Origin of the sequence: Paracoccus sp. KR1-242 (assembly GCF_049446195.1) — a bacterium.
Taxonomy (GTDB): Bacteria; Pseudomonadota; Alphaproteobacteria; order Rhodobacterales; family Rhodobacteraceae; genus Paracoccus; species Paracoccus broussonetiae.
The window spans coordinates 34,898-57,029 of sequence record NZ_JBMSED010000004.1 but is presented as its reverse complement, the minus strand read 5'-3'; the positions used below and the strand labels follow the sequence as shown (position 1 = coordinate 57,029).

General features: G+C 65.4%; 22 protein-coding genes. 9 read left to right on the top strand and 13 right to left on the bottom strand.

Annotated elements, in window-relative coordinates; genetic code table 11:
* Window positions 1-4 precede the first annotated feature (4 nt).
* From rsmA to lptF, 6 genes are read right to left on the bottom strand one after another with little or no spacing between them, the layout of a single operon-like run.
* On the bottom strand, window positions 5-853 hold the full coding sequence (gene rsmA / locus ACO2Q4_RS07425; protein ID WP_311758697.1) for a 16S rRNA (adenine(1518)-N(6)/adenine(1519)-N(6))-dimethyltransferase RsmA: 849 nt from the start codon (window positions 851-853) through the stop codon (window positions 5-7).
* Window positions 850-1,818, bottom strand: a complete 969-nt coding sequence (gene pdxA / locus ACO2Q4_RS07420) for a 4-hydroxythreonine-4-phosphate dehydrogenase PdxA (protein ID WP_423318403.1) — start codon at window positions 1,816-1,818, stop codon at window positions 850-852. The genes rsmA and pdxA overlap by 4 nt, the downstream gene beginning before the upstream one ends.
* A 58-nt stretch (window positions 1,819-1,876) precedes the next feature.
* Window positions 1,877-3,163 carry a peptidylprolyl isomerase gene (locus ACO2Q4_RS07415; RefSeq protein WP_311758699.1) on the bottom strand — a complete coding sequence of 429 codons (1,287 nt, stop codon included), beginning with the start codon at window positions 3,161-3,163 and terminating at the stop codon, window positions 1,877-1,879.
* Window positions 3,164-3,194: 31 nt separating this feature from the next.
* A complete protein-coding gene (locus ACO2Q4_RS07410; protein ID WP_423318401.1) occupies window positions 3,195-5,609 on the bottom strand; it encodes an LPS-assembly protein LptD in 2,415 nt (804 codons plus the stop codon).
* Window positions 5,609-6,730 carry an LPS export ABC transporter permease LptG gene (lptG, locus tag ACO2Q4_RS07405; RefSeq protein ID WP_311758762.1) on the bottom strand — a complete coding sequence of 374 codons (1,122 nt, stop codon included), beginning with the start codon at window positions 6,728-6,730 and terminating at the stop codon, window positions 5,609-5,611. Before lptG ends, ACO2Q4_RS07410 begins: the two co-directional genes overlap by 1 nt.
* Entirely contained in the window at window positions 6,727-7,863 is a 1,137-nt protein-coding gene (gene lptF / locus ACO2Q4_RS07400; protein ID WP_423318399.1) for an LPS export ABC transporter permease LptF, read from the bottom strand. Before lptF ends, lptG begins: the two co-directional genes overlap by 4 nt.
* Window positions 7,864-7,992: 129 nt before the next feature.
* Here lptF and ACO2Q4_RS07395 point away from each other — a divergent pair, with 129 nt between their 5' ends.
* On the top strand, window positions 7,993-9,519 hold the full coding sequence (locus ACO2Q4_RS07395; RefSeq protein WP_423318397.1) for a leucyl aminopeptidase: 1,527 nt from the start codon (window positions 7,993-7,995) through the stop codon (window positions 9,517-9,519).
* Window positions 9,519-9,968, top strand: coding sequence for a DNA polymerase III subunit chi (locus ACO2Q4_RS07390; RefSeq protein ID WP_423318395.1), 450 nt, complete (start codon window positions 9,519-9,521; stop codon window positions 9,966-9,968). The genes ACO2Q4_RS07395 and ACO2Q4_RS07390 overlap by 1 nt, the downstream gene beginning before the upstream one ends.
* Before the next feature lie 15 nt (window positions 9,969-9,983).
* Here the strand turns inward: ACO2Q4_RS07390 and ACO2Q4_RS07385 are convergent, their stop codons facing one another.
* Both ACO2Q4_RS07385 and ACO2Q4_RS07380 read right to left on the bottom strand, forming a co-directional pair.
* The gene (locus tag ACO2Q4_RS07385) at window positions 9,984-10,559 is read right to left on the bottom strand and encodes a retropepsin-like aspartic protease family protein (protein ID WP_311758704.1); all 576 of its coding nucleotides are present in this window, start codon (window positions 10,557-10,559) and stop codon (window positions 9,984-9,986) included.
* A complete protein-coding gene (locus ACO2Q4_RS07380; RefSeq protein ID WP_311758705.1) occupies window positions 10,559-11,185 on the bottom strand; it encodes a MarC family protein in 627 nt (208 codons plus the stop codon). Before ACO2Q4_RS07380 ends, ACO2Q4_RS07385 begins: the two co-directional genes overlap by 1 nt.
* Window positions 11,186-11,345: 160 nt before the next feature.
* On the opposite strand from ACO2Q4_RS07380, the gene ACO2Q4_RS07375 reads away from it, so the two are divergent.
* The 5 genes from ACO2Q4_RS07375 to ACO2Q4_RS07355 all read left to right on the top strand — a co-directional run bounded on the left by ACO2Q4_RS07375 (window position 11,346) and on the right by ACO2Q4_RS07355 (window position 15,802).
* Window positions 11,346-11,657 carry a twin-arginine translocase TatA/TatE family subunit gene (locus ACO2Q4_RS07375; protein ID WP_311758706.1) on the top strand — a complete coding sequence of 104 codons (312 nt, stop codon included), beginning with the start codon at window positions 11,346-11,348 and terminating at the stop codon, window positions 11,655-11,657.
* 21 nt (window positions 11,658-11,678) lie between these two features.
* On the top strand, window positions 11,679-12,197 hold the full coding sequence (tatB, locus tag ACO2Q4_RS07370) for a Sec-independent protein translocase protein TatB (RefSeq protein ID WP_423318393.1): 519 nt from the start codon (window positions 11,679-11,681) through the stop codon (window positions 12,195-12,197).
* A 16-nt stretch (window positions 12,198-12,213) separates the two neighbouring features.
* Window positions 12,214-13,089: a twin-arginine translocase subunit TatC gene (gene tatC / locus ACO2Q4_RS07365; protein WP_311758708.1), complete on the top strand. Its 876-nt coding sequence runs from the start codon at window positions 12,214-12,216 to the stop codon at window positions 13,087-13,089.
* A complete protein-coding gene (locus ACO2Q4_RS07360) occupies window positions 13,079-13,921 on the top strand; it encodes an ATP-binding protein (RefSeq protein WP_311758709.1) in 843 nt (280 codons plus the stop codon). Before tatC ends, ACO2Q4_RS07360 begins: the two co-directional genes overlap by 11 nt.
* 555 nt (window positions 13,922-14,476) lie before the next feature.
* Window positions 14,477-15,802, top strand: coding sequence for a hypothetical protein (locus tag ACO2Q4_RS07355; RefSeq protein WP_423318391.1), 1,326 nt, complete (start codon window positions 14,477-14,479; stop codon window positions 15,800-15,802).
* 46 nt (window positions 15,803-15,848) lie between these two features.
* On the opposite strand, the gene ileS is transcribed toward ACO2Q4_RS07355, so the two are convergent.
* Complete coding sequence (gene ileS, locus ACO2Q4_RS07350) at window positions 15,849-18,749, bottom strand: isoleucine--tRNA ligase (RefSeq protein ID WP_423318389.1); 2,901 nt, start codon at window positions 18,747-18,749, stop codon at window positions 15,849-15,851.
* Window positions 18,750-18,959: 210 nt separating this feature from the next.
* On the opposite strand from ileS, the gene ACO2Q4_RS07345 reads away from it, so the two are divergent.
* The gene (locus tag ACO2Q4_RS07345; RefSeq protein WP_311758712.1) at window positions 18,960-19,361 is read left to right on the top strand and encodes a group III truncated hemoglobin; all 402 of its coding nucleotides are present in this window, start codon (window positions 18,960-18,962) and stop codon (window positions 19,359-19,361) included.
* Window positions 19,362-19,408: 47 nt separating this feature from the next.
* Window positions 19,409-19,732, top strand: coding sequence for a VOC family protein (locus tag ACO2Q4_RS07340; protein ID WP_423318387.1), 324 nt, complete (start codon window positions 19,409-19,411; stop codon window positions 19,730-19,732).
* Here the strand turns inward: ACO2Q4_RS07340 and ACO2Q4_RS07335 are convergent.
* From ACO2Q4_RS07335 to ACO2Q4_RS07320, 4 genes are read right to left on the bottom strand one after another with little or no spacing between them, the layout of a single operon-like run.
* Window positions 19,729-20,361, bottom strand: coding sequence for a trimeric intracellular cation channel family protein (locus ACO2Q4_RS07335; protein WP_311758714.1), 633 nt, complete (start codon window positions 20,359-20,361; stop codon window positions 19,729-19,731). The two genes, ACO2Q4_RS07340 and ACO2Q4_RS07335, sit on opposite strands and share 4 nt — an antisense overlap.
* Complete coding sequence (gene rnhA / locus ACO2Q4_RS07330; RefSeq protein ID WP_395132936.1) at window positions 20,358-20,825, bottom strand: ribonuclease HI; 468 nt, start codon at window positions 20,823-20,825, stop codon at window positions 20,358-20,360. The genes ACO2Q4_RS07335 and rnhA overlap by 4 nt, the downstream gene beginning before the upstream one ends.
* Window positions 20,822-21,424: a LysE family translocator gene (locus ACO2Q4_RS07325; protein ID WP_311758716.1), complete on the bottom strand. Its 603-nt coding sequence runs from the start codon at window positions 21,422-21,424 to the stop codon at window positions 20,822-20,824. Before ACO2Q4_RS07325 ends, rnhA begins: the two co-directional genes overlap by 4 nt.
* On the bottom strand, window positions 21,421-22,026 hold the full coding sequence (locus tag ACO2Q4_RS07320; protein WP_423318385.1) for a glutathione S-transferase family protein: 606 nt from the start codon (window positions 22,024-22,026) through the stop codon (window positions 21,421-21,423). The genes ACO2Q4_RS07325 and ACO2Q4_RS07320 overlap by 4 nt, the downstream gene beginning before the upstream one ends.
* Between the last annotated feature and the right edge of the window lie 106 nt (window positions 22,027-22,132).

The following is a 22,132-nucleotide window of genomic DNA, read 5'->3' as shown; positions in this document are numbered from 1 at the left end:
CCATTCAGCGCGGCGCGGCGGCCAGACCCCGCGCCAGCGCGCAGAATTGCTCCAGCCCGATTTCCTCGGCCCGCGCGGTGGGCGCGATACCTGCCTCAAGCAGGATGTCCTCGATGGCCGGATGCAGCCCTTTCAGCGAAGCCCGCAGCATCTTGCGCCGTTGGTTGAAGCCAGCGGCGACCACGCGGTTCAACACCTTGGGATCGGCGGGATAACGGGGGCCGGGCAGAGCGGTCAGATGCACGACCGCCGAGTGGATCTTGGGCGCCGGCACGAAAGCCTCGGGCGGCAGCGTCATCACGATCTTCGCGTCCGAACGCCATTGCGCCAACACTGCAAGACGGCCATAGGCCTTGCCGCCGGGCTTCGCGACGATCCGCTCGGCCACTTCTTTCTGAAACATCAGGGTCAGGGACTGCCAGAAGGGCGGCCATTCGGCAGGCGTCAGCCAGCGGATCAGAAGCTCGGTCCCGACATTATAGGGAAGGTTCGCGACGATGCGGACCGGCGGCGTCAGATATTGCAGCGGGTCTATTTCCAGCGCGTCGCCATTGATGACCTCAAGCCGGCCCGGATAAGCCTCGGCGATCTCGGCCAAAGCGGGCATGGCGCGGGCGTCCTTTTCGATCGCCAGCACGCGGCGCGCGCCTTCGGCCAGCAGGCCGCGGGTCAGGCCGCCGGGGCCTGGACCAACCTCGATCACGTCGCAGCCGGCAAGGTCGCCCGCCGCACGCGCGATCTTGGCCGTCAGGTTCAGATCCAGAAGGAAGTTCTGGCCCAGTTGCTTCTTGGCCTTCAACTCGTGCCGCGCGATCACTTCGCGCAGCGGGGGCAAACCGTCAATCGCGCTCATCTTTTTCCTGCCATGTCATGGGCCATGCGCAAGGCGGCGATCACGCTGCCCGCGTCGGCGATGCCGCGGCCTGCAATATCGAATGCCGTGCCGTGATCGGGCGAGGTCCGCACGAAGGGCAGGCCCAGCGTGACGTTGACGCCGCCCGCGAAATCCAGCGTCTTGATCGGGATCAACGCCTGATCGTGATAGGCGCAGATCGCCGCATCATAGCGCGCCCGCGCCGGGGCATGGAACATGGTATCGGCGGGCAGCGGCCCGGAAATATCCAGCCCCTCGGCGCGCAGATGTTCCAGCAGAGGGGCGATCCAGGCAGTCTCCTCGGTTCCAATCACGCCATTCTCGCCCGCATGGGGATTCAGCCCGGCCACGGCGATGCGCGGCGCGGCGATAGCGAAGTCGCGGCGCAGGGCGGCATCGGTGATGCGGATCGCCTGCTCCATCGCGACCGGGTTCAGGGCGCGGGGAACCTCGCTCAGCGCGATATGGATGGTGACGGGCACCACGCGGCAGGGCGGCGAAACCGTGGTCGAGGCCAGCATCATCACAACCGGCACGTCGCCCGCCAGATGCGCGAGAAACTCGGTATGGCCGGGGAAGGGGAAACCGGCGCCGGTCTTCAGCGCCTCCTTGTTGATCGGCAGGGTGCAGATGCCACCTGCCGCGCCGCTTTGCGCCAGGTGGACGGCACGGGCAATGACTTCGATCACCGCGGCGGCATTGGCAGGGTCGGGACGACCCGGCACGGCGGGGGCGGGAAAGTCATGACGCAGGACCGCCAGCACGCCATCCTCGACCCTGTCGGCAGGTGTCGCCACCTCGGCCCAGCGGGTGCTGGGCGGCAGGTGACGCGGATCGCCCAGAAAGACGAAGGGGACGCCGGCGGCCAGCGCTTTCGGCGCAAGCTCTGGACCGACGCCAGCGGGCTCGCCGCAGGTCAGGATGATGGGGCGAGTTCCGGTCATGTTCGTATCCTTGGCAGACGGTGGCGCGACGGGCGGCCGAACCGCCCGTCAGGCCCGTTCAGGGCCGGCGAATGATCGCGTTCGCGCGCAGATCGGCCAGATAGGTTTCCGCCGCCTCGCCGACCTTGCGGTTGAAGATCTGGTTGCGCACCTCGTCACGACCGGGCAGCGCGTCAGGGGCGCGCGTCTGGTCACCCTCGTTGCTGGTCGCGACCGGGGCTTCGCCTGCATTTGCGGCCAGCGCCGGGCTGCGCTTGCACAGCATCAGCAGGTCGATCCCGCCGCCATAGTTCACGATCGTCGACTCGTTGTCGTCCAGGACTGCAAGGCGAACCCCCTCTCCGGTCGGGATCTGGCCTTCGGGGACCGTCTGACGCATCCACTGGCTGGCGGGATAGCGGCCCGACTGGACCTCAAGATCGTTGCAGGTTCGCGACACGGCGGCGATGCGCGCGGCTTCCTCGGCCGTGGCAAGGCGCAGGCGGGCATATTCGATGACCTGCTGGGTCGCACCGGGCCGCAGGGTGCCCCGCGTTTCGCGCAGGAAGAACAGGACGACCGCGCCCTTGACCTGCAGAGGCTGCGTGGTCTGGCCCGGTTGCAGCTGCATCAGGATCGGGCGCAGCGTCGGCGGCAGATTCGCCAGCGGCGTCAACGGCAGCCGTCCGCCGTTTTCGGCCGAGGGCGTCGCCGAATACTGGCGCGCGAACGAGGCGAAATCGGCTTCGGAATGGGTCTGCGAGACGATGCGTTCGGCCAGCGCCATCGCCTCGTCCTCCCGCCCCTCGGGGGCGGGGATGATCAGTTCGGACAGCCCGACATGCGAGGTCTGGGGCGTCTCGATGATCTTCTTCATTTCCTCGTCGATCTCGGCATCGGTGACGCGGACCTGTCCGACCAGGCGTTGGCGCACGTAATCGCGCCAGACAATGCCCGCGACCACGAAGTCCTCGAAGGTTTGCCGGTCGACGCCGTTCTGGCGCAGCAGCTGCACGAACTGGTCGACGCTGAGGTTGCCGCGGCTGGCAAATTCCTCAAGCCCCTTGTTGACGTCTTCTTCCTTGGGACGGATATCAGCCTGCTTAGCGGCGAACGAACGCAGGCGTTCATCGATCAGCGCCTTTTCGGCCGCGGCGGGTTCAGCGTCCGGCGCACGCAGAAGCTGCATGAATCTCACGCGCTGGTCGATCTCGTAGCGGGTGACGGCCGAGTCGTTGACATAGACAACCGGCTTGAACAGACCGCTGCCCGACTGGGCCGAAGCCGGATGCGTGCCGAAGCCGGGCACGAAGACCGTTCCCGCCAGCATTGCGGCCACGGAGGCCCCCAGAAGAATTCGCCGCATCAGCTCCCTCGCCGTTTGGTTTCGCCGGACCTTATCGCAGGCAGGCGCGACGCGCCACCGTTCCCGGACCGGACTGTTGTTTGCCGAAGCCACCCAGCCGGACGCCAAGGTCAAGGCTGGTATCCTCGCGCAGCGTTTCGGACGAGCTGAAGCGGCGCTTCACCGACATTTCGACCGTGACGCATTCGTTGCGGTATTCCAGCCCCAGCTCGGCCTTCTGGGCGCGGTTCTCGGCAAAATCATATCGCGTTTCCGCGCTGGCCCACCAGCCATCCCGAATCTGCCAGCCCGCGACGGCCGTCAGTTCCGAGACATCTTCCATCCGGTCCTCGCGCGGGTCGGAATCCATCCACAGATACCCGGCTGAAACCTGCAGCCCCGGTTTCAGCCAACCCAGCCGCAATTCGTTCCTGCTCATCGTGAAGCTGTCGTCGAACAGCGCGCGGTTCACCAGCGCCAGCCCGTTCGTGCCGGAATAGTTGGCCGAAAGCAGCCAGTCCGAGCGTTTCCCGCCCAGCGGCCCGGTGCCGTCGAAGGCGCTGTCGGGTTGCGAACGCAGGACGCGTCCCGCCGTCACCCCAAGCTGCCAGCCCGTCGGATCGATCCGCGTCCAGCTGACGCCAAGGTTCGCGCGAAGGCCGGATTCGCGGGCGTCCCAGCCGGGGAAACGGTCCAGCGAATAAAGGTTGCCCTCGTCGAATTCGATCAGGCGGCTGTCCTCGTTCGGAACCTCGTCCTCGGCATCGCGCTCGGGCGACCAGATAAGCTGGGCGACCGGCTCGATGATTTGCGTCACGCCGCCCGCGTGGCGGGCCAGGGGCCAGCGCAGCTCGGCCGCCAGCGTCGGGTCGGCGCGCGCGACGAAGTCTTCGTAGCGGCTGTCCTGGTTGATGGTATAGAAATCCGTGTTCAGCTGCGTCTCGACCGTGCCGACCACGCCGCCCGGCAGGATCTCGTTGCGCTGCCAGTCCAGCATGACCGAGGCGCGCGCCATGTCGCGACCGATGATATCCTCGTTCGATTGGCGGCGATGGGCGTGCATCGACCATTCAAGACTGGCGATGCCGCCGATGCGATCGGGCTGCCAGCGCCGTTCCCACAAGGCATCGGCCACGACCGAGGGGGTGATGTCGTCGGGTTCGTCGTCGCGCAGGGATTCGTAATTGCCGATCCGCGCAATGACCATGCGGTCGCGCTTGACCCGGTCCAGCGTCAGCCCGCTCCACAACCGGTCGGCATCGGTGATGTCGTAATCCAGAAGATAGGCGCGGTTCGTCGCCATCTGCAGTTGCACACCCAGCTGATAGCCGCGCGGCAGTTCGAACCGGGCAGCGCCGAACAGATAGCCGCGGGTTTCGCCAGGCTCGATATCGTCGCGGCTGAGCGCGCCGTTCCACTCCATCTCGCCATTCGAATAGGCCTGACGATAGCGCAGCTCCAGCGTCGTGGTGCGGCTGGCGGCGACATAGGGCGTGACCGTCAGGTCGGCATGGTCGCCCAGCGTGATGAAATAGGGCAGCTTGATCCCGACGCCCAGGCTGGAGGTCGTGCGGAACTGCGGGCGCAGGAAGCCGGTCATCCGCTCAACCGTGGGGTCGGGTGCGGTCAGCGACGGCAGGCTTGCCAAGGGCACGCCAAAGGCGCGGAACTGCGGCTGGTCGAAATGCAGCATCTTGGTTTGCGCATCATGGGTGATGCGGCGCGCGCGGATTTCCCATAGCGGCACCGGGTCCGAGGCGCAGACATTGCAGCTTGAGGCCACGACATTGTCCATCGTGGTGATGCGGCCTTCCTGTTCGCGTCGCATCTCGCGCGAGGCAAGCTGCAACTCTCGGGCCAGGACCAGACGCGCGCCGCGCAGGATCCCGTCCTGAAGATTCGGGTCAAGCTGCGCGCTGTCGGCGATGACGATGGTTTCGTCACGCGTGCCGCGCCGGTCGGGCTGGGTCAGATGGATCGGCCCTTCGATGATGGCCCCGCCGTTCTGGCCGTCATAGATCACGCGCGAAGCGATCAGCCTGGTGCCTTGATACCAGATCACGACCCCACCCGAGGCGGTCAGCTGCTTGTTCCCGTCCAGAGTCACGTTATCCGCCAGCACCGTCGCCGCCGTCCCGCGTTGGGGCGCGTTGACGCTGGGCGCGATCCGCACCTGTTGGCTGGGGCTCGCGACCGAGGAAACCTGCGTCGCCTCGGTCCCGTCGGCCATGCGGGTATTGCCATCGGGCGACTCGGTCGGGGCCAGCGCGGGGCCCTGGTCCTTGTCGGTCCAGAACCCCTCGTTGCCGTCATAGGCGGGCAGGGTCTGGCCATCGGCCATCAGGCTTTGCGCCAGCGCCGGAGCGGTGGTCAGCGTCGGGCCGATGCCCGCACAGGCGGCGACGATCAGGGCCGCGCGCCGGGCGGGATGCGCGCCGCACCCCTTGGAAACCTTACGCGCAGCCATCAGCCATCCTCCAGACGCAGAAGTGCCCCCAGCGCGAAAAGCAGGGCCACTATGGGGGGCGCCCAACCGGCCAAGGCCGCCGGGATTTCGCCGTTCTCGCCCAGCACTTGCGCCAGATTGCGCAGGAAGAACAGCCCGATCCCGCAGCCAAAGGCGCCCAGCACCAGCATCCCCATCTTGCGCCCGCGCATGTGTCGCATGGTGAAGACCGCGGCGATCGCCACCATGGCCGCCATCAGCAGGGGACGGGCCAGTTCCATCTGGAACCAGACCCTGTGCCGCTGGGCGGAAAAGCCCGCGCGTTCAAGCCCGTTGATGAAGGCGGGCAATTGCCAGACCGGCACGGCCTCGGGGCGGCCGAAGCTGTCGCGGATGCGCGCGGCGGTCAGGTCGGTCGGCAGGTTCATGGTCTGGATCGTGCGCGCCGTCGCCTCGGGGTTGGGATCGGTCAGGGGCCATTCCTTGACGTCGTTCAGCAACCAGGCACCGCGCTGCAGATGCGCCTCGGCGGCGTCGATGCGGCGGATCGGGCCTTGATCGGGGGCAAAGACCATGAAGGTCGCGTCGTAAAGCGTCGTCGCCTCGGGGTTGGCGCGAGTAGCGCGGATCACGACCTGGCCCAGTGTCTCGGTCCCGTCGGCGGCACGGCTGCGCAGGGCCTGGCGCAGCCAGACTCCGCTGTCGCCCAGGCTGACCGTCTGGCCGCCGTCGCTGCGGATGCGCGTGACCGCATCGTCATAGCGTTTGGTCGTGGCTGCGACGACCGGGTTCATGATCGCGACCGCAAGGATTCCGGCCAGCGCCGCCGCGACTGCCGGGGCGGCCAGAACGCGGATGCCCGACCGGCCCGACGCGCGGATCGCCACCAGTTCCGAACTGCGCGACAGGTTCAGGAACAGCGCGATCCCCGCCAGCACCGTGATGAGCGGCAGGATCGAATAGAAGCTGGAGGCGATGTTCAGCGCCGACAGGCCCGCGGCGCCGCTCAGCCCGATTCCCTCGCCCGAGAAGCGGCGGATCTGCTCGACGATGTCGATCAGGAACAGGATCGCGGCAAAGATCGCCGCGATCATCAGCAACGTGCGCAGGAAACGGCGGGCGACATAGGCGGACAGGATCACGTCGCGGTCTCCGGCCTTGGGGTTCGGCGCAGGCGGCGCGGCCGGGCCGCGATCCACAGGATGCCCGCGCAGATCAACCCCCCGATCAGCGGCGGCAGATAGATCAGCGGCCAGCGCGAGGCGTCCTGCGCAACCTGGTTTTCGGCCGCGGTGCTAAGGAACTGGACCACGATCAGCGCGACCACCGCCCAGATCACCTGACGCCAGACGCCAAAACGGCTGAAGCCGCCCAGAAGCAGCATGGCAAAGCCCAGCATCGCTGCGATCGGCGATTGCAGCGGCTTTGCCAGGCGTTCATGCGCCTCGGCCAATGCCTTGTCGGCGGTCGATTGCGTATCGGCCAGAAGCTGGGGGTCGGGGTTCAGCAGGCGCATGGTGGAATAGGCCCGCAGGTCGCGCTTGCGCGCCTCGTCGCTTTGGACAAGCGATGCGAGGTCATAGGCCAGCTCGTCGAAGCGGGTAATGGAAAGCTGTTGGCGATCCGCCTGCACGCGCAGCGTCTGGGCCATGCCGTGCATCAGGACCAGTCGCGGGCCGGCTTCGGTCTTCACGACCAGCGCCTCGGTCGCGGTATAGGTGGTCTGGTTCTGGGGATCGCGCGCATCCTCAAGAAAGAAATCCTCAAGCCTGCCATCCGAGGCGATGTCGCGAATATACAGCGTGACACCCTTGACCGGATACTGAAATGCCCCGGCGCGCAGGAATTGCGCGGTGACGTTCTGGGCAATCTCGGCCTGTCGGTCGGCCATCCGTCCCCGCGCCATGGGCACGACGGCGTGGACCAGCAGCGCCACCATCAGCGCGACCAGCACGCCGAAGACCAGGACAGGGCGCGCCAGCCGCCAGGGCGACATGCCCGCGGCCTGCATCGCCACCAGTTCGGATTCCGAAGAAAGGCGGTTCGTACCATAGGCCGATGCAGTGAAGGCCGCAATCGGCAGCACCACCGAAATCACCAGAGGCAGGGTCAGCGCCGTGAACTCCAGCACCACCAGTGCGGTCTGCCCATCCGAGATCAGCTGCTCGAAAAGCGAGACGGCGCGGTTGATCCAGTAGACCGACACGAGCACCAGCGCAAAGAACCCGAAAAGGGTCATGAATTGCGACAGGATATAGCGGTCGATCCGGGCCATGGAACTTTCACTGTAGTGCTGCGGATTTGCTTAACCCTTGGATCGCGTTTGTGAAAGCCCCGGCTCTGGTCAAGGTGCCCCTTGCCGACTAGTTTCCGCTCAGACGGATCAATGCGAGGGAGCAGCCTGATGGCCCAACCGGTCGAAATCTCTTTCACTTCAATGGAGAGCGCGGATCTGGCCGCACATGGGGGGCGCATCGCCATTCTCGTGCCGCCAACCGGAAGATTGCCTGCGGGCCTGCCGCGGATCCTGCGCACGGCCCTGATCCGGGCCATCCAGTCCGAAACGTGGAAAGAGGTGAAACCCGGCGGTTCGCTGGAAATCGCCTTTCCCGCGGGGATTCAGGCCGATGCGATCCAGCTGGTCGCACTGCCCTGGCGCACCGATGCGCTGACCGCGCGCAAGGCGGGTGCCGCCATCGGCGCGAAGCTGGGCAAGAAGGATGCTCTGGTCGTGGCCAGCAACCATCCGCAGGGTGCAGAGATCGCCCTGGGCCTTGCGCTGCGCGCATATGACTTCGACGCCTACAAGACGAAGAAGTCCTCCACGGAGGGCAGCGAGGGCACGGATGTCGATTCGGAGCCGGCGGATGACTCCGTGGCAAAGGGCAAGCGCGGCCGCGTCGCCTTCCTGCATGCCGATCCCGAGACCATTGCGCGCAAGGCGACCGAAGGCGCAGCCCTGGCCGAGGGCGTCCATTTCACCCGCGATCTGGTCAGCGAACCCGCGAACGTCCTGACGACCAGCGATTTCGCGGATCGTCTGCTGGCGATGGGCGAGCTTGGGCTGGACGTCGAGGTTCTGGACGAGCCGGAACTTGAAAGCCTTGGAATGCGCGCGCTTCTGGGCGTCGGGCAGGGGTCGGAAAGCCCCTCGAAGGTGGTGGTGATGCGTTGGAACGGCGGCGGCGACGAAGCGCCGCTGGCGCTGGTTGGCAAGGGCGTCGTCTTCGATACCGGCGGCATCTCGATCAAGCCCGCTGCGGGAATGGAAGAGATGACGATGGACATGGGCGGGGCGGGCGTCGTGGCGGGTGTCATGCGCACGCTGGCCCTGCGCCGTGCCAAGGCGAACGTGGTCGGGCTGGTCGGGCTGGTCGAAAACATGCCCGACGGCAAGGCACAGCGTCCGGGCGACATCGTGAAGTCCATGAAGGGCGACACGATCGAGGTCATCAACACCGACGCCGAGGGGCGTCTCGTGCTGGCCGATGTCCTCTGGTACGCGCAGGAGCGCTTCAAGCCCAAGGCGATGGTCAACCTTGCGACGCTGACCGGGGCCGTCATCGTGGCGCTGGGCCATGAGAACGCCGGAGTCTTCTCGAACAACGACGGTTTCGCCGACCAGCTTCTGGGCGCGGCCAAGGCCGAGGGCGAGGGCGCATGGCGCCTGCCGCTGTCCCCGGCCTATGACGAGCTGATGAACTCGCGTCTGGCCGACATGAAGAACTCGGGCGGACGGGCCGCAGGTTCGATCACGGCGGCGCAGTTCCTGCAGCGCTTCGTGAAAAAGGACGTGCCGTGGATCCATCTGGATATCGCGGGGGTGGCCTTGCCGCCGGCTGCGACGGCGATGGCGCCCAAGGGGGCCAGCGGCTGGGGTGTCGCCACGCTGAACCGTCTGGTCCGCGACCGGTTCGAGGCCAAGGCCTGATGGGCTCGGCCCTGTTCTATCACCTGACCCGTTCGGGGCCCGCGCAACTTTTGCCGATGCTGATCGGCAAGAGTCTGCAGGCCGGGTGGCGGGTCGAGGTGCGGGGCGGGGACCGGGCCCGCCAGGCCGGGCTGGACGAGACCCTGTGGCAGGGCGATGGCTTCCTGCCGCACGGCCTTGCCGGCGGGGTGCATGATCCGCGCCAGCCGGTGCTGCTGACGGTCGCGGGGCAACCTGCGACCAACGCGCCCCGCTGCCTGATCGCGCTGGACGGCGCGCCAGTCGGCGGGCAGGAATGCAACGACCTGGACCGGGTGTGCATCATCTTCGACGGGAACGACCCCGAGGCGCTGGACACCGCGCGCGCCCAGTGGCGCGAGTTCAAGGCCGCAGGCGTCGCCGCCGAATATTGGTCCGAGGCTGATGGCCGATGGGAGCGCAAGCAATAGCGCCGCCCTTGGTCCTTATCGTTCAAGGATCAGCAGGTTTCCCTCGATGCTGACCCTTGCGAAGCGCGACAGGTAGGACATTCCCATCAGCGACTGGTCAAGGTCCGAGCGCAGGACCAGCGCGGGCACGCGCGCGTCGTGGATGCTGCCGATTTCGACCGAATCCAGCATGACGGTCGCTGTCTCGATCACGCCATTCGCGGTCCGCGCCTGACCGGCATAGCCAAGACGCGCGGGATCTATGCCGACCTTGCGGGCGTCGTTCTGTCCCAGCGCCAAAGTCGTCGCGCCGGTATCGACGATAAACCGCAGCGGCGTTCCGTTCACCTGGGCGGTCAGATGGAAATGGCCATCCTCGCTCAGCGGAACCTCGATTCGCTCGTCCCCGACGAAGCGGGCCTCGGACAGGACGCTGCGTCGAATGTCACCCCACAGGCCCGCGACCGCGATCACGCCCAGAAAGATCATGCCCCAGGCCGCCGCCAACCGCAGCGTGCGCCCCGGCCGTGTCCGCAGCTCGACCAGCAGGAAGCCCCCGACCGCGACAAGCAGCAGCATGAGATAGGCAAAGCGCATGAACCCGTCATTCATCAGACCAGACCCGATCCCTTGAGGCCGTCGATCACGAACTGGATCGACAGCGCCGCCAGAAGCATTCCGAACAGCCGCGTCACCACCATCGTGCCCGTCCGCCCCAGCAGCCGGGCGATCGGCGCGGCCAGCGCGAACAGCACCGCGACGATCGCCAGCACCGCCACCATCACCAGAAGGATCGTCAGGGTGTGGGCCGCGCTGGGGTTCTGGTTCACCAGCAGGATCATGCTGGCCAGCGCACCGGGACCGGCCAGCAGCGGCGTCGCCAGCGGAAAGACAGAAGGATCATTATGATCCTCGCGGGCCGGATCTTCGCGCGTCTGCCCTTCGCGCCGTTCGGTCCGGCGCTCGAACAGCATGTCAAGCGCGGTCAGGAACAGCAGCGCGCCACCCGCGATGCGAAACGCGGGCAGCGAGATGCCGATGCCCAACAGGATTGCATCGCCCGCAAGTCCGAAAAGCGTCAGCAGAGACGCGGCGATGGCCAGCGCGCGCCACCCGATTCGCCGCTGTCTTGCGGGGGTCATGCCTTGCGTCAACGCAATGAAAAGCGGCACCAGACCGATCGGGTCGATGACGACGAAAAGGGTCACGAAGGCGCTGATGGTCTGTGTCATGTCCATGGGTTAGCCCAGTATGTCGCGGAAGCACGCGACTGTGAAGCCGGACCCCCGAGGTCCGTGATCACGCGTTTGGGGCTTTCGCGGCGGTTCGGTGCGCCCTATATCAGTGGCAGTCTATGCTATGCACGGCAGCGATATGTCGTGCCACGGAGGTAAACACATGCACGCACCTTCCCCCATGGCGCTGTTGCTCATCGCGATCGTCGTTCTTGTCCTTTTCGGACGTGGCAAAGTCTCGTCCCTTATGGGCGAGGTCGGCAAGGGAATCACGGCCTTCAAGAAAGGCGTCAAGGATGGCGCTGAAGAGGAAAAGGCCGAAGCCAAGGAGCTGGAGCTGAATTCGGTCGACGAGATCGCCCAAGCCCGTGCCGAGCTGGCCGCCGAGCGCGCCAAGCTTGAGGCCGAGCGTGCCCGCATGACCGCTGATGCGGGTCTGCGCGACGTCACGCCCGCCGATCAGACCAAACTCTGATCCGGCGCGATACGAACGGCCATGCTTGATGTCGGCTGGAGCGAGCTTCTGCTGATCAGCGTTGTGGCGCTGATCGTCATTGGTCCCGAGGATCTGCCAAAGCTGTTCCACACGCTGGGACGGCTGACTGCGCGTGCCAGGGGCATGGCGCGGGAATTCACCAGTGCAATGGAGGACGCTGCCAAGTCCTCTGGTCTTGAAGAGGCCAGCAAGGCGCTGAAAGACGTGAATTCGCTGACCTCGAAGCGGGCGCTGGGTCTGGACGCGCTGGAGCGCGCGACCGAGCGTTTCGAAAAATGGGATCCGCTGAACCCGCGGGAGCAGTCGGGCAAGGCCTCGGCCGTTCCCGATCCGTCGGCACCGTCGGCGCCGAAGAACTTCCCCGAAGTTTCGGATCCGGCCAAGGCGGCCACCGCCGAAGCCGCATTGCCCGATCCGCCCGGTGTGAAGGCCCCCCTGCCTGCCGATGATGCGGGCAGCGATACGGCGGGCGGCAAACGGCGCCTGCACGCGGTCCGACGCTCGGATCTCGATCAATAGAACGAAAGGCTGCCGCGTGGCGACGAAATCTGCCAAGCAGGATGATATCGAAGATTCCTCTGCCCCCCTGATCGAACATCTGGCCGAGCTGCGCACGCGGCTGATCTGGTCGGTCCTGGCCTTCGTCGTGGCCATGATCGTCTGCTATTTCGTCTGGAACCCGATCTTCGACTTCCTGACCCAGCCGATCTGCTATGCGCTGGAAAAGCGCGGCCAGACCTGCGGCCTGATCCTGCTGAAACTGCAGGAGGGCTTCTTCGTCGCCATGCGCATCGCCTTTTTCGGCGGCTTCGTGCTGGCTTTCCCGGTGGTGGGCTACCAGCTTTGGCGCTTTGTCGCGCCGGGGCTGTATCGCAAGGAAAAGAATGCGCTGCTGCCTTTCCTGATCGCATCGCCGGTGATGTTCATCATCGGCGCGGCTTTCGCCTATTACGTCATCCTGCCCTGGGCCTTCGACTTCTTCCTGGGCTTCCAGCAGGGGCCTCTGGCATTGCCGGATGACCCGACAGGAGCTGCGGCGACGGCCGCAGGAGCGGCGACACAGGCCAAAGCGGGCGAGCCTTGGGCCGGGATCGTGTTCCAGGGTTCGGTCGAGGAATACCTGACACTGACGACCAAGTTCATCCTGGCCTTCGGTCTGTCCTTCCAGTTGCCGGTCGCCCTGACCCTGATGGGCAAGGCGGGGCTGGTCTCGTCCGAGGGGCTGGCCAGCGTCCGCCGCTATGCGGTGATCGTGATCCTGATCCTCGCGGCGATGGTCACACCGCCCGATGTCATCAGTCAGGTCGTGCTGTTCACCGTGATCTATGGCCTGTACGAAATCTCGATCTACCTAGTCCGTCGCATCGAGAAGAAGCGCGAGCTGGAAGAACAGGAAGCCGATGTCGAGTAATCTTCTGGTTCGCATCGCCGAGGCCTTGGAACGCATGGCCCCGGCGCCTGCACCCGCGCCCAGCTTTTCCGAAGCCACCGCCTATATCTGGCAGCCCGACCCCGACCGGCTGGTTCCGGTGGACGAGGTCAGCCGCGTGGATCTGGTCCAGCTGATCGGCATTGATCGGTCCCGGGACACATTGCTGGCCAACACGCTGCAATTCGCACGGGGTCACGCGGCAAACAACGCGCTGCTTTGGGGCTCGCGCGGGATGGGGAAGTCCTCGCTCGTCAAGGCCGTCCATGCCGAGGCCGTGCGTCAGGGGCTGCCGCTGATCCTGGTCGAGATCGCGCGCGAGGATCTGGGATCGGTCGGGCGGCTGCTCGCGATCCTTGGGCAAGCGCAGGACAAGCGCTTTGTGCTGTTCTCGGATGACTTGTCCTTCAGCCATGACGATACGCAGTACAAATCGCTCAAGGCGGTGCTGGATGGCGGCATTTCCGGGCGGCCGGCGAACGTCATCCTGTATGCGACCTCGAACCGGCGGCACCTGATGCCGCGCGACATGATCGACAACGAGCGCTCGACCGCGATCCATCCGGGCGAGGCGGTCGAGGAGAAGGTCTCGCTGTCGGACCGTTTCGGGCTGTGGCTGGGCTTCCATCCCTGCTCGCAGGACGAATATCTGGCGATGGTACGCGGCTATTGCGACGCTTATGGCGTTTCTGTCGCCGAGGACCAGTTGCGGGCCGAAGCGATCGAGTGGCAGGCCACGCGTGGCTCGCGCTCGGGGCGGGTGGCCTGGCAATTCTTCACCGATCTGGCCGGTCGGCAAGGCATCGCGGTCTGACGAAATCCGTCACGGCGATTCGAAATTGCCTTGGCGAAAGACGCGCTTTCCCTGCTCAATCCGAAAAACAAGCAGAGCCAACGGCTCTGCCCAATTTTCATGCACTGTGCCATAAACCTAATTGTGTCCGACAAATTCAGGATTGGAACAAGCGTTCGATTGAATTGAATTGGTGAAGTTCCGAAGCCAGTCGGCGAATTGACGCCGGCACGCTGCGTAATTATCGACAGCTTGGCGAAGGTCTGGAATATACTTCGAAAATCACGACCGGGTGAGAACCGCTCCCAGCCTCACCCGGTCTGGCCATACAAACAACATGGCAATCGTTACTTGGCGGGATAAAACTGCCCCGAAAGTCGTAATGTTGAAACCTGACTTTTTGGTGAAGTTTTTCAGCGTTTCCTGCATTCGTGGCGCGAGTTCGCCGTGCTTAATGCAAGCTATTGGATGGTGCTCAACTTTGAATTGCAGCCCATTAATAAACTCCATCTATGGGCTTGCAACTCCGGCCTCGATTCGGTGAACTTGCCTTGCGTCGGATTTGTCCGGGCAAGAATGACCGAGGTGATTGAATTGGCTGAGTCGGGCAAAAAGAAAACATCCGGGGACGATAAGGTTCTGCCCCGCGCCAGTGATGCCGAAGACAAGATTGCCAAGCGTCTAGCCCGACAAGCCGAGAAGCGTAGCGAGCGCGAGGCTGAGCGCGCCCAACGTCAGGCGCAACGCCAGGCGGAACGAGAGGCGCGCCGTGCCGCCCGCGCAAAGCCGGAGGCGGCAAGGACCGTTTCCGACGCGCCGACCAAGGCCAGCAAGGCGATCCGTGTCGACGCCGCGACGCGGGATCGGGGCAAGAAGTCCGCGCAGTCAGAGAAGGCTCCGAAAACGGAACCGCTCGCGCCTCAACGCTTCAACATCCTTATTGTCGCGCAGCACGGACGCCTTGCCCGTGAAGCGTCCTTGTTTGCCGCCAGCCTGCGGCGGAACGCGCCGGACTGGAAGGGGCGTCTGATCGTGGCCGAGCCCCGCCCGGAGGGCGCCTGGGCGGGCATGGCGACACTTCTGGATCCGAACGAGCGCAAGGCGCTGGAAGGCTTCGGCGCCGAGATTTTGCCCTTTACCGCCCGGCATTTCGGCGCGGCCTATCCCCATGGCAACAAGATCGAGGCGCTGGAGCTGCTTCCCGCGGGCGAGCCGTTTGTCTTCTTCGACAGTGACACCATCGTCACCGGGCGGCTGGATCGTGTCGGCTTCGACTTCTCGCGCCCGTCCGCGTCGATGCGTCGCACGGGGACATGGCCCGAGCCGCCGCTTTACGGCCCCGATTTCAACGCGATCTGGAAGTCACTCTATGATCGTTTCGGGCTTGAATTTGCGGGTTCGCTGGATCTTGACCACCACGACAACCACTGGGAGCGGTATCTGTATTTCAACGCGGGCTGGTTCTTCGGGCCTGATCCGCAGGAATTCGGTCGGCGTTTCCTGGAATGGTCTCAGCAGGTGCGCGACGCCCCGGGCGAGGCGCTGGCGTGCCAAAGCCTGGACCCCTGGCTGGATCAGGTGGTGCTGCCGCTGGTTATCCATTCGCTTGGGGGCGGCAGGCCGGGTCCCGCACTGGCGGGACTGGATGGCGATGTGACCTGCCATTACCGCAACCTGTCGCTGCTTTACGCGCGTGAGGCCGAGGATACGGTGGCAATGGTCGAGGAGCTGATCGCCGATCCGATGATCGCCCCGCTTTTTGCGCAGGACGACGCCGCGAACCGGCTTGTGCGGGACGGAGAAGGGCGTGGCGTGATCCGGCCGATGTTCCCGCAGGCCGCAGACCAGCCTGAACAGCCGATCCGCCATCAGTTGAAGCGCGCGGGCCTGTGGTTTCGCTGATAGGGGGTGGGTCCCGGCGTAGGCCGGGACCGCTTCACGTCCTGGCCTAGCGGCTCAGGGCTTCGTCGCAGCGGGCGCAGGTGCCCGCGTGCTTGTGGGTTCCGACATCCGGCAGGATCTTCCAGCAACGCTGGCATTTCTCGCCATCTGCGGCCTCGAAGACCACGCCCACACCCGCCACGTCGGGCAGGCGGAAGGCTTCGCCCGGCGCGGGGTCCGCGGTCAGGCTCAGGTCCGAGGTGATGCAGATATCGGTGAAGGCGACCGATTTCAGCGCCTTCAGTTCCTCGGCATCCTCGACATGGACGACCGGCGCGGCTTCAAGGCTGGCCCCGATGGTCTTGTCGCTGCGCTTGATCTCCAGCGCGGCGGTGACGACGCGACGGGTGCGGCGGATCGCCTCCCACTTGCGGGCCAGGGGCTCGTTCAGCCAGTCCGCAGGCGTCACCGGGAAGTCGTGCAGATGCACGCTGTCATCCTCGGACGGGAAGCGGCTCAGCCAGACATCTTCCATGGTGAAGGGCAGGATCGGCGCCAGCCAGGTCACGAGGCGCTGGAACAGGATATCCAGCACGGTGCGGGCCGAACGGCGGCGCAGGCTGTCCGGCGCGTCGCAGTAAAGCGCATCCTTGCGAATGTCGAAATAGAAGCTCGACAGATCCACGGTTGCGAACTGGAACACGGTCTGGAAGACGCCCTGGAAGTCATAGGCGTCATAGCCCTTGCGCAGCTGGTGGTCGATCTGCGCCAGGCGGTGCAGCACCCATTGCTCCAGCTCGGGCATGTCCTTGACCTCGACCCGCTCGGCATCCGAGAAGCCGTCAAGGTTGCCCAGAACGAAGCGCAGGGTGTTGCGCAGGCGACGATAGCTGTCTGCCGTGCCCTTCAGGATCTCTTTCCCGATGCGCAGGTCGGTGGTGTAGTCGGACTGCGCAACCCACAGGCGCAGGATGTCCGCGCCATATTCCTTGATGACATCGGCGGGCGCGACGGTATTCCCCAGCGATTTGGACATTTTCATGCCCTTTTCGTCCAGCGTGAAGCCGTGGGTCAGCACACCCTTGTAGGGGGCGCGGCCCTTGGTCGCGCAGGCCTGCAGCAGCGAGGAATGGAACCAGCCGCGATGCTGGTCGGTGCCTTCCAGATACAGGTCCGCGATTCCGTCGGGCGAGCCATCGGCCCGGTCGCGGATCACGAAAGCATGGGTCGAGCCGGAATCGAACCACACATCCAGCACGTCCATGACCTGATCATAGGCCTCGGGATCGGCCACGCCGTCCAGCATCTTTGCCTTGAAATCGGCGTGATACCAGACGTCTGCGCCGTCCTTCTCGAAAGCTTCGATGACACGGTCATTGACGCGCTGGTCGCGCAGCAGGAAATCGGCATCGTCCGGGCGCGCGCCCTTTTTCACGAAGCAGGTCAGCGGCACGCCCCAGGCGCGTTGACGCGACAGCACCCAGTCCGGGCGGTTCTCGACCATGGAATACAGTCGGTTGCGCCCGGTCTGCGGCGTCCAGCGCACCAGCTTGTCGATCGAGGTCAGCGCGCGCGAGCGGATCGTATCGCCGTACTCGCCCATGCCGTCTTCCAGCTTGCGGTCGATGGCGGCGAACCATTGCGGCGTGTTGCGATAGATCAGCGGCGCCTTGGAGCGCCAGCTATGCGGATAGCTGTGCTTGATCTTGCCCTTGGCGAGCAGCGCGCCGGAATAGGCCAGTTGCTTGATGATGCTGACATTGGCCGGGCCTTCGGCGCCTTCCGGGGTCAGGATCGCCTGACCGCCGAACAGGGGCAGGTCGGGGCGGAAGCTGCCATCCGGCTCGACGTTGTAGGTCATGCGCAGGCCGAATTTCAGGCCAAGCTGATAGTCGTCCTCGCCGTGGCTGGGGGCGGAATGGACAAAGCCCGTGCCTGCGTCATCGGTGACGTAATCGCCGGGCAGCAGGCGGACGTCATAGTCCCATTCGCCATCGCCATTTTCCACAGCGCGGAAGGGGTGGGCCAGCAGCACACCGTCGAGTTCATCGGCGGTCACGCCGCGCAGGCGGGTGAAGCCCTCGACCTTGGCGGATTTCATCACCGCCTCGGCCAGCGCATCGGCAAGGACCAGTTTCTCGCCCGGTTTCGCTGTGGCATTCTCGGCCGCGGTATCGACCGAATAGATGCCATAGGCGATCTCGGGGTTGTAGGCGACGGCCTGGTTCTGCGGGATGGTCCAGGGCGTCGTCGTCCAGATCACCACCGAGGCCCCGTCCAGCGCGCCGCCCAGCACGGGGAAGCGTACCCAGATCGTGTGGCTGGTATGGTCATGATATTCGACCTCGGCCTCAGCCAGAGCGGTCTTTTCGACCGGCGACCACATCACGGGCTTGGAACCCTGATAGAGCGCGCCGTTCATCAGTAGCTTCATGAACTCGGCCGCGATCACCGCCTCGGCGTGGTAGTTCATGGTCAGGTAGGGGTCTTCCCATTTGCCGATGATGCCAAGGCGCTTGAATTCATCGCGCTGGGTCTCGACCCAGCCCTCGGCGAACTTGCGGCATTCCTGACGGAACTCGACGACGTCGACATCGTCCTTGTTCTGCTGCTTTTGGCGATACTGCTCCTCGATTTTCCACTCGATCGGCAGGCCGTGGCAGTCCCAGCCGGGAACATAGCGGGCATCGCGGCCCATCATCTGTTGGCTGCGGGTGATGAAGTCCTTCAGCACCTTGTTCAGCGCGTGGCCGATATGCAGGTGGCCGTTCGCATAGGGCGGGCCATCGTGCAGGATGAAGGGGCTGCGCCCCTCTTTCCGGCGCAGGCGGTCATAGATGCCCATGCGCGCCCAGCGGTCCAGCCATTCCGGCTCGCGCTGGGGCAAGCCCGCGCGCATGGGAAAATCGGTCTGGGGCAGGAAAACGGTGTCGCGATAGTCGGGCGCGGTCGAGGTCGTGTCGCTCATCTGGCGGGGATCCTTCGGGGTAGCAGGGCAGACATGTGTAACCCGGCGGCGAGGAACCCCTACGCCGCCGGGCGGATAATTCGAAAGTCCCGGCCTGCCCAGACCGATCGAAAACTGAACATGGGCGGGTTATAGGAAACGGGTGCGGGTGCTGCAAGCGCGACAAGCTGCCGCCTTGCGCGCGCGCGCAGGCGGACCCATATCGGCGGCATGATCCCCGCTCGATTTCCCGTGACCCCCGAACAGATCGACCGCGTCGTCGCGGTTTTCTATGCCGCCATCCGCCGTCATGAGCTGCTGGGGCCGATCTTCAGCGGCCATGTCACCGACTGGCCCGCGCATGAGGCCAAGATCGCCGCGTTCTGGCGCAACGCGATTCTTTACGAACGTAGCTATGACGGCAGCCCGATGCATGCCCATATGCGTGCGGGCGATGTCGAGCCTGAGCATTTCCCGGTCTGGCTGATGCTTTTTGACGAAACCCTGCGCCGCACGCTGCCCGAGGAAGCCGCCGCCGGCTGGTCGGCGCTGGCCCATCGGATCGGCGCGGGCCTGCGGATGGGGGTTGAGAACATGCAGCCCGTCCGCCGCAACCCTCCGGTCTTGCGTTAAAGGCCGTTTCGCCGTAAACAAAACGGGAACATTGCCCGGAGGTTGCCATGCAGATCGACTATCTGGAATTCAGTTCCCCCGATATCGCTGCGACGAAGGACTTCTTTGGCCGCGCTTTCGGCTGGAGCTTCAATGACTATGGCCCGGAGTATCAGGAACTTGCCGATGCAGGCATATCCGGGGGTATCGCCGCCGCGCCACTGGCACCGCCGTTGGTGATCCTGAAAGCCGAAGACCTGGAATCCGCGCTGGCCCGCGTGACCGCGGCCGGTGCCACGATTACCAAGCCGATATTTGCCTTTCCCGGCGGTCGCCGCTTTCACTTCCGCGAGCCCGGCGGGACCGAGATGGCGGTCTGGTCCGAAGCCTAGTTCCGGGGAGGGCGCGCGCGATAGGTGGGCAGCTTCCAGCCAAAAACCATGCTTCCCGCGCGCAGGCCAAAGACGCTGACCGCACAGGCCGCTAAAGCCCAGATACGCGGGCAGCCGATCTCCATCAGCACCACGGCGACGACGGCCCCGCCGAAGGTCGCGGTGACGTAAAGCTCTCCCTGTTTCAGGACCAGCGGCAGCTCGTTTCCGACCACGTCCCGCAGCAGCCCGCCGAAGGTGCCGGTGACGACGCCCATTGCGACCACGACGATCGGGCTTGCGCCGGTATCCATCGCGACGCCCACCCCCGCCGGGACCGCAATCGCCAGCGCCAGCGCGTCCAGCCACAGCAACACGCTGTACCGGCTTTCCAGCAGGTGGGCGGTGAAAAACACCAGGATCGAGGCCAGCGAAGTCAGGATCAGCAGCCCCGGCCGCTGGACCCAGAAGACCGGATCCTGTCCCAGCAACAAGTCGCGCAGCGTGCCGCCGCCGATCCCCGTCAGCGTGGCAAAGAAGAAGAAGCCGACGATGTCGAGCTGCGCCCGGCTGGCAACCAGCGCGCCGGTCAGGGCAAAGACAAGCACGCTGGCATAGTCGAGGACCGGAACTGTGACTTCCGGCGTCACCCCGCTGCCCTTGCGGGCTTGAAGGGCGCCATGCCTGCACGGGCCAGTTCATCGGCGCGCTCGTTTTCGGGGTGGCCTGCATGGCCCTTGATCCATTCCCAGCTGACCTTGTGGCGGGCCTGTGCTTCGTCCAGGCGCTGCCACAGCTCTGCATTCTTGACCGGCTTGCGGTCGGCGGTGCGCCAGCCGTTGCGTTTCCAGCCGTGGATCCACTGGGTCACGCCGTTCTTCACATAGGCGCTGTCGGTGGTCACGGTGATGGTGCTGGGGCGGCTCAGGATCTCCAATGCCGAGATCGCGGCCATCAGCTCCATGCGGTTGTTGGTCGTCGCGGCCTCGCCACCCGACAACTCGCGTTCTTTCAGGATGCTGTCGCCATCCATCGCGCGCATCAGGACGCCCCAGCCACCCGGGCCGGGATTGCCGCTGCACGCGCCGTCGGTCCATGCGAAAAGGCGGGTCATGCGCGAGCCAAAGCCAGCTTCAGGCCAAGTGCCGCGAACGAGGCCGCAAATGCCCGCCGCAGCCAGGCCATTGCTCGGTCCGAGGCCAGAAGCGCATCGCGTCCGCTGGCCGCCAGCGCGGCATAGCCAAGAAACACCACAAGCGTGACCAGCGAGAAGATGCCTCCCAGTCGGGCCAGTGCGCCAAGGCCCGACCCGGCGGGCATGAACTGGGGCAGGAAGGCCATGAAGAACAGCGGCAGCTTGGGGTTCAGCAGGTTCAGCAGGACGCCGCGCCACAGGATTCGCATGGCTGAGACCGGCGCAGCGGGCCTGACCGCCATGTTGCCGCGATCCTGCAGGACCGCCCATGCCGTCCACAGCAGATAGGCGACGCCCAGCAGCTTGACCGCCTGGAACAGCACCGCGCTGGTGTGCAGCACCGCCGCCAGCCCGGCCATCGCGACCAGCATGTGCAGGATGGTGGCGATCGTGCACCCGACCGAGGCCCATGCCCCGGCGCGCATCCCCCCGCCCAGCGTCGCGGACAGGGTATAGACGACCCCGAGACCGGGCGCGACGCAGACGATCAGGACGGTCAGTAGATAGTCCCAGCTCATCCGTCGAGCCCCTTGTGGCCGGGCAAAGCGGCGACGCGGTCCAGCCAGGCGTTGATTGCCGGGAAGCGGGTCATGTCAAAGCCGCCGCGCGTGCCGGCACTGTGGGTATAGCCGTAAAGGCAGATATCGGCCAGGCTGGCGGCGTCGCCGACCAGCCAGTCGCGCTTCGTCAGTCGGTCTTCCATGATCTGCAGCAGCGCGTGGCCGCGCTCCAGCAGCTCGGCCAGGCGCTCGGGCGTGGCCAGGTGGCGGCGCTGCGGATAGAACAGCAGCGCGGCGCGCACGGCGATGACGCCTTCATGTTGGTTCTGCTCCCAGAACATCCAGCCAAGCATCTCGGCGCGGGTGAACCCGTCGGTGGGGACAAAGGCCGTGCCTTCCCCCAGCCATGTCAGGATCGCGTTCGATTCCGGCAGCAGGCGGCCATCGTCCAGTTCCAGCACGGGGGCCTTGCCAAAGGGCAGGCGCCCTTCGGCCTTGGCCTTGGCCAGCGCATCGGAACTGTCCTCGACATCGATGATCTCGCAGTCGCGGCCCAGAAGCGACAGCAGCAGCCGCACCTTGTAGCTGTTGCCCGAGGAGGGCATGGAATAAAGACGCATTTGCAGATCTCTCGCAAGGTTTGGCCGGGCGCGCTGGGGCCGGGCGGTATGTCGCGGGCACTATAGGCGGGAAGGGCGGAAGCGGCCAGCGCAAGCTGGCCACCTT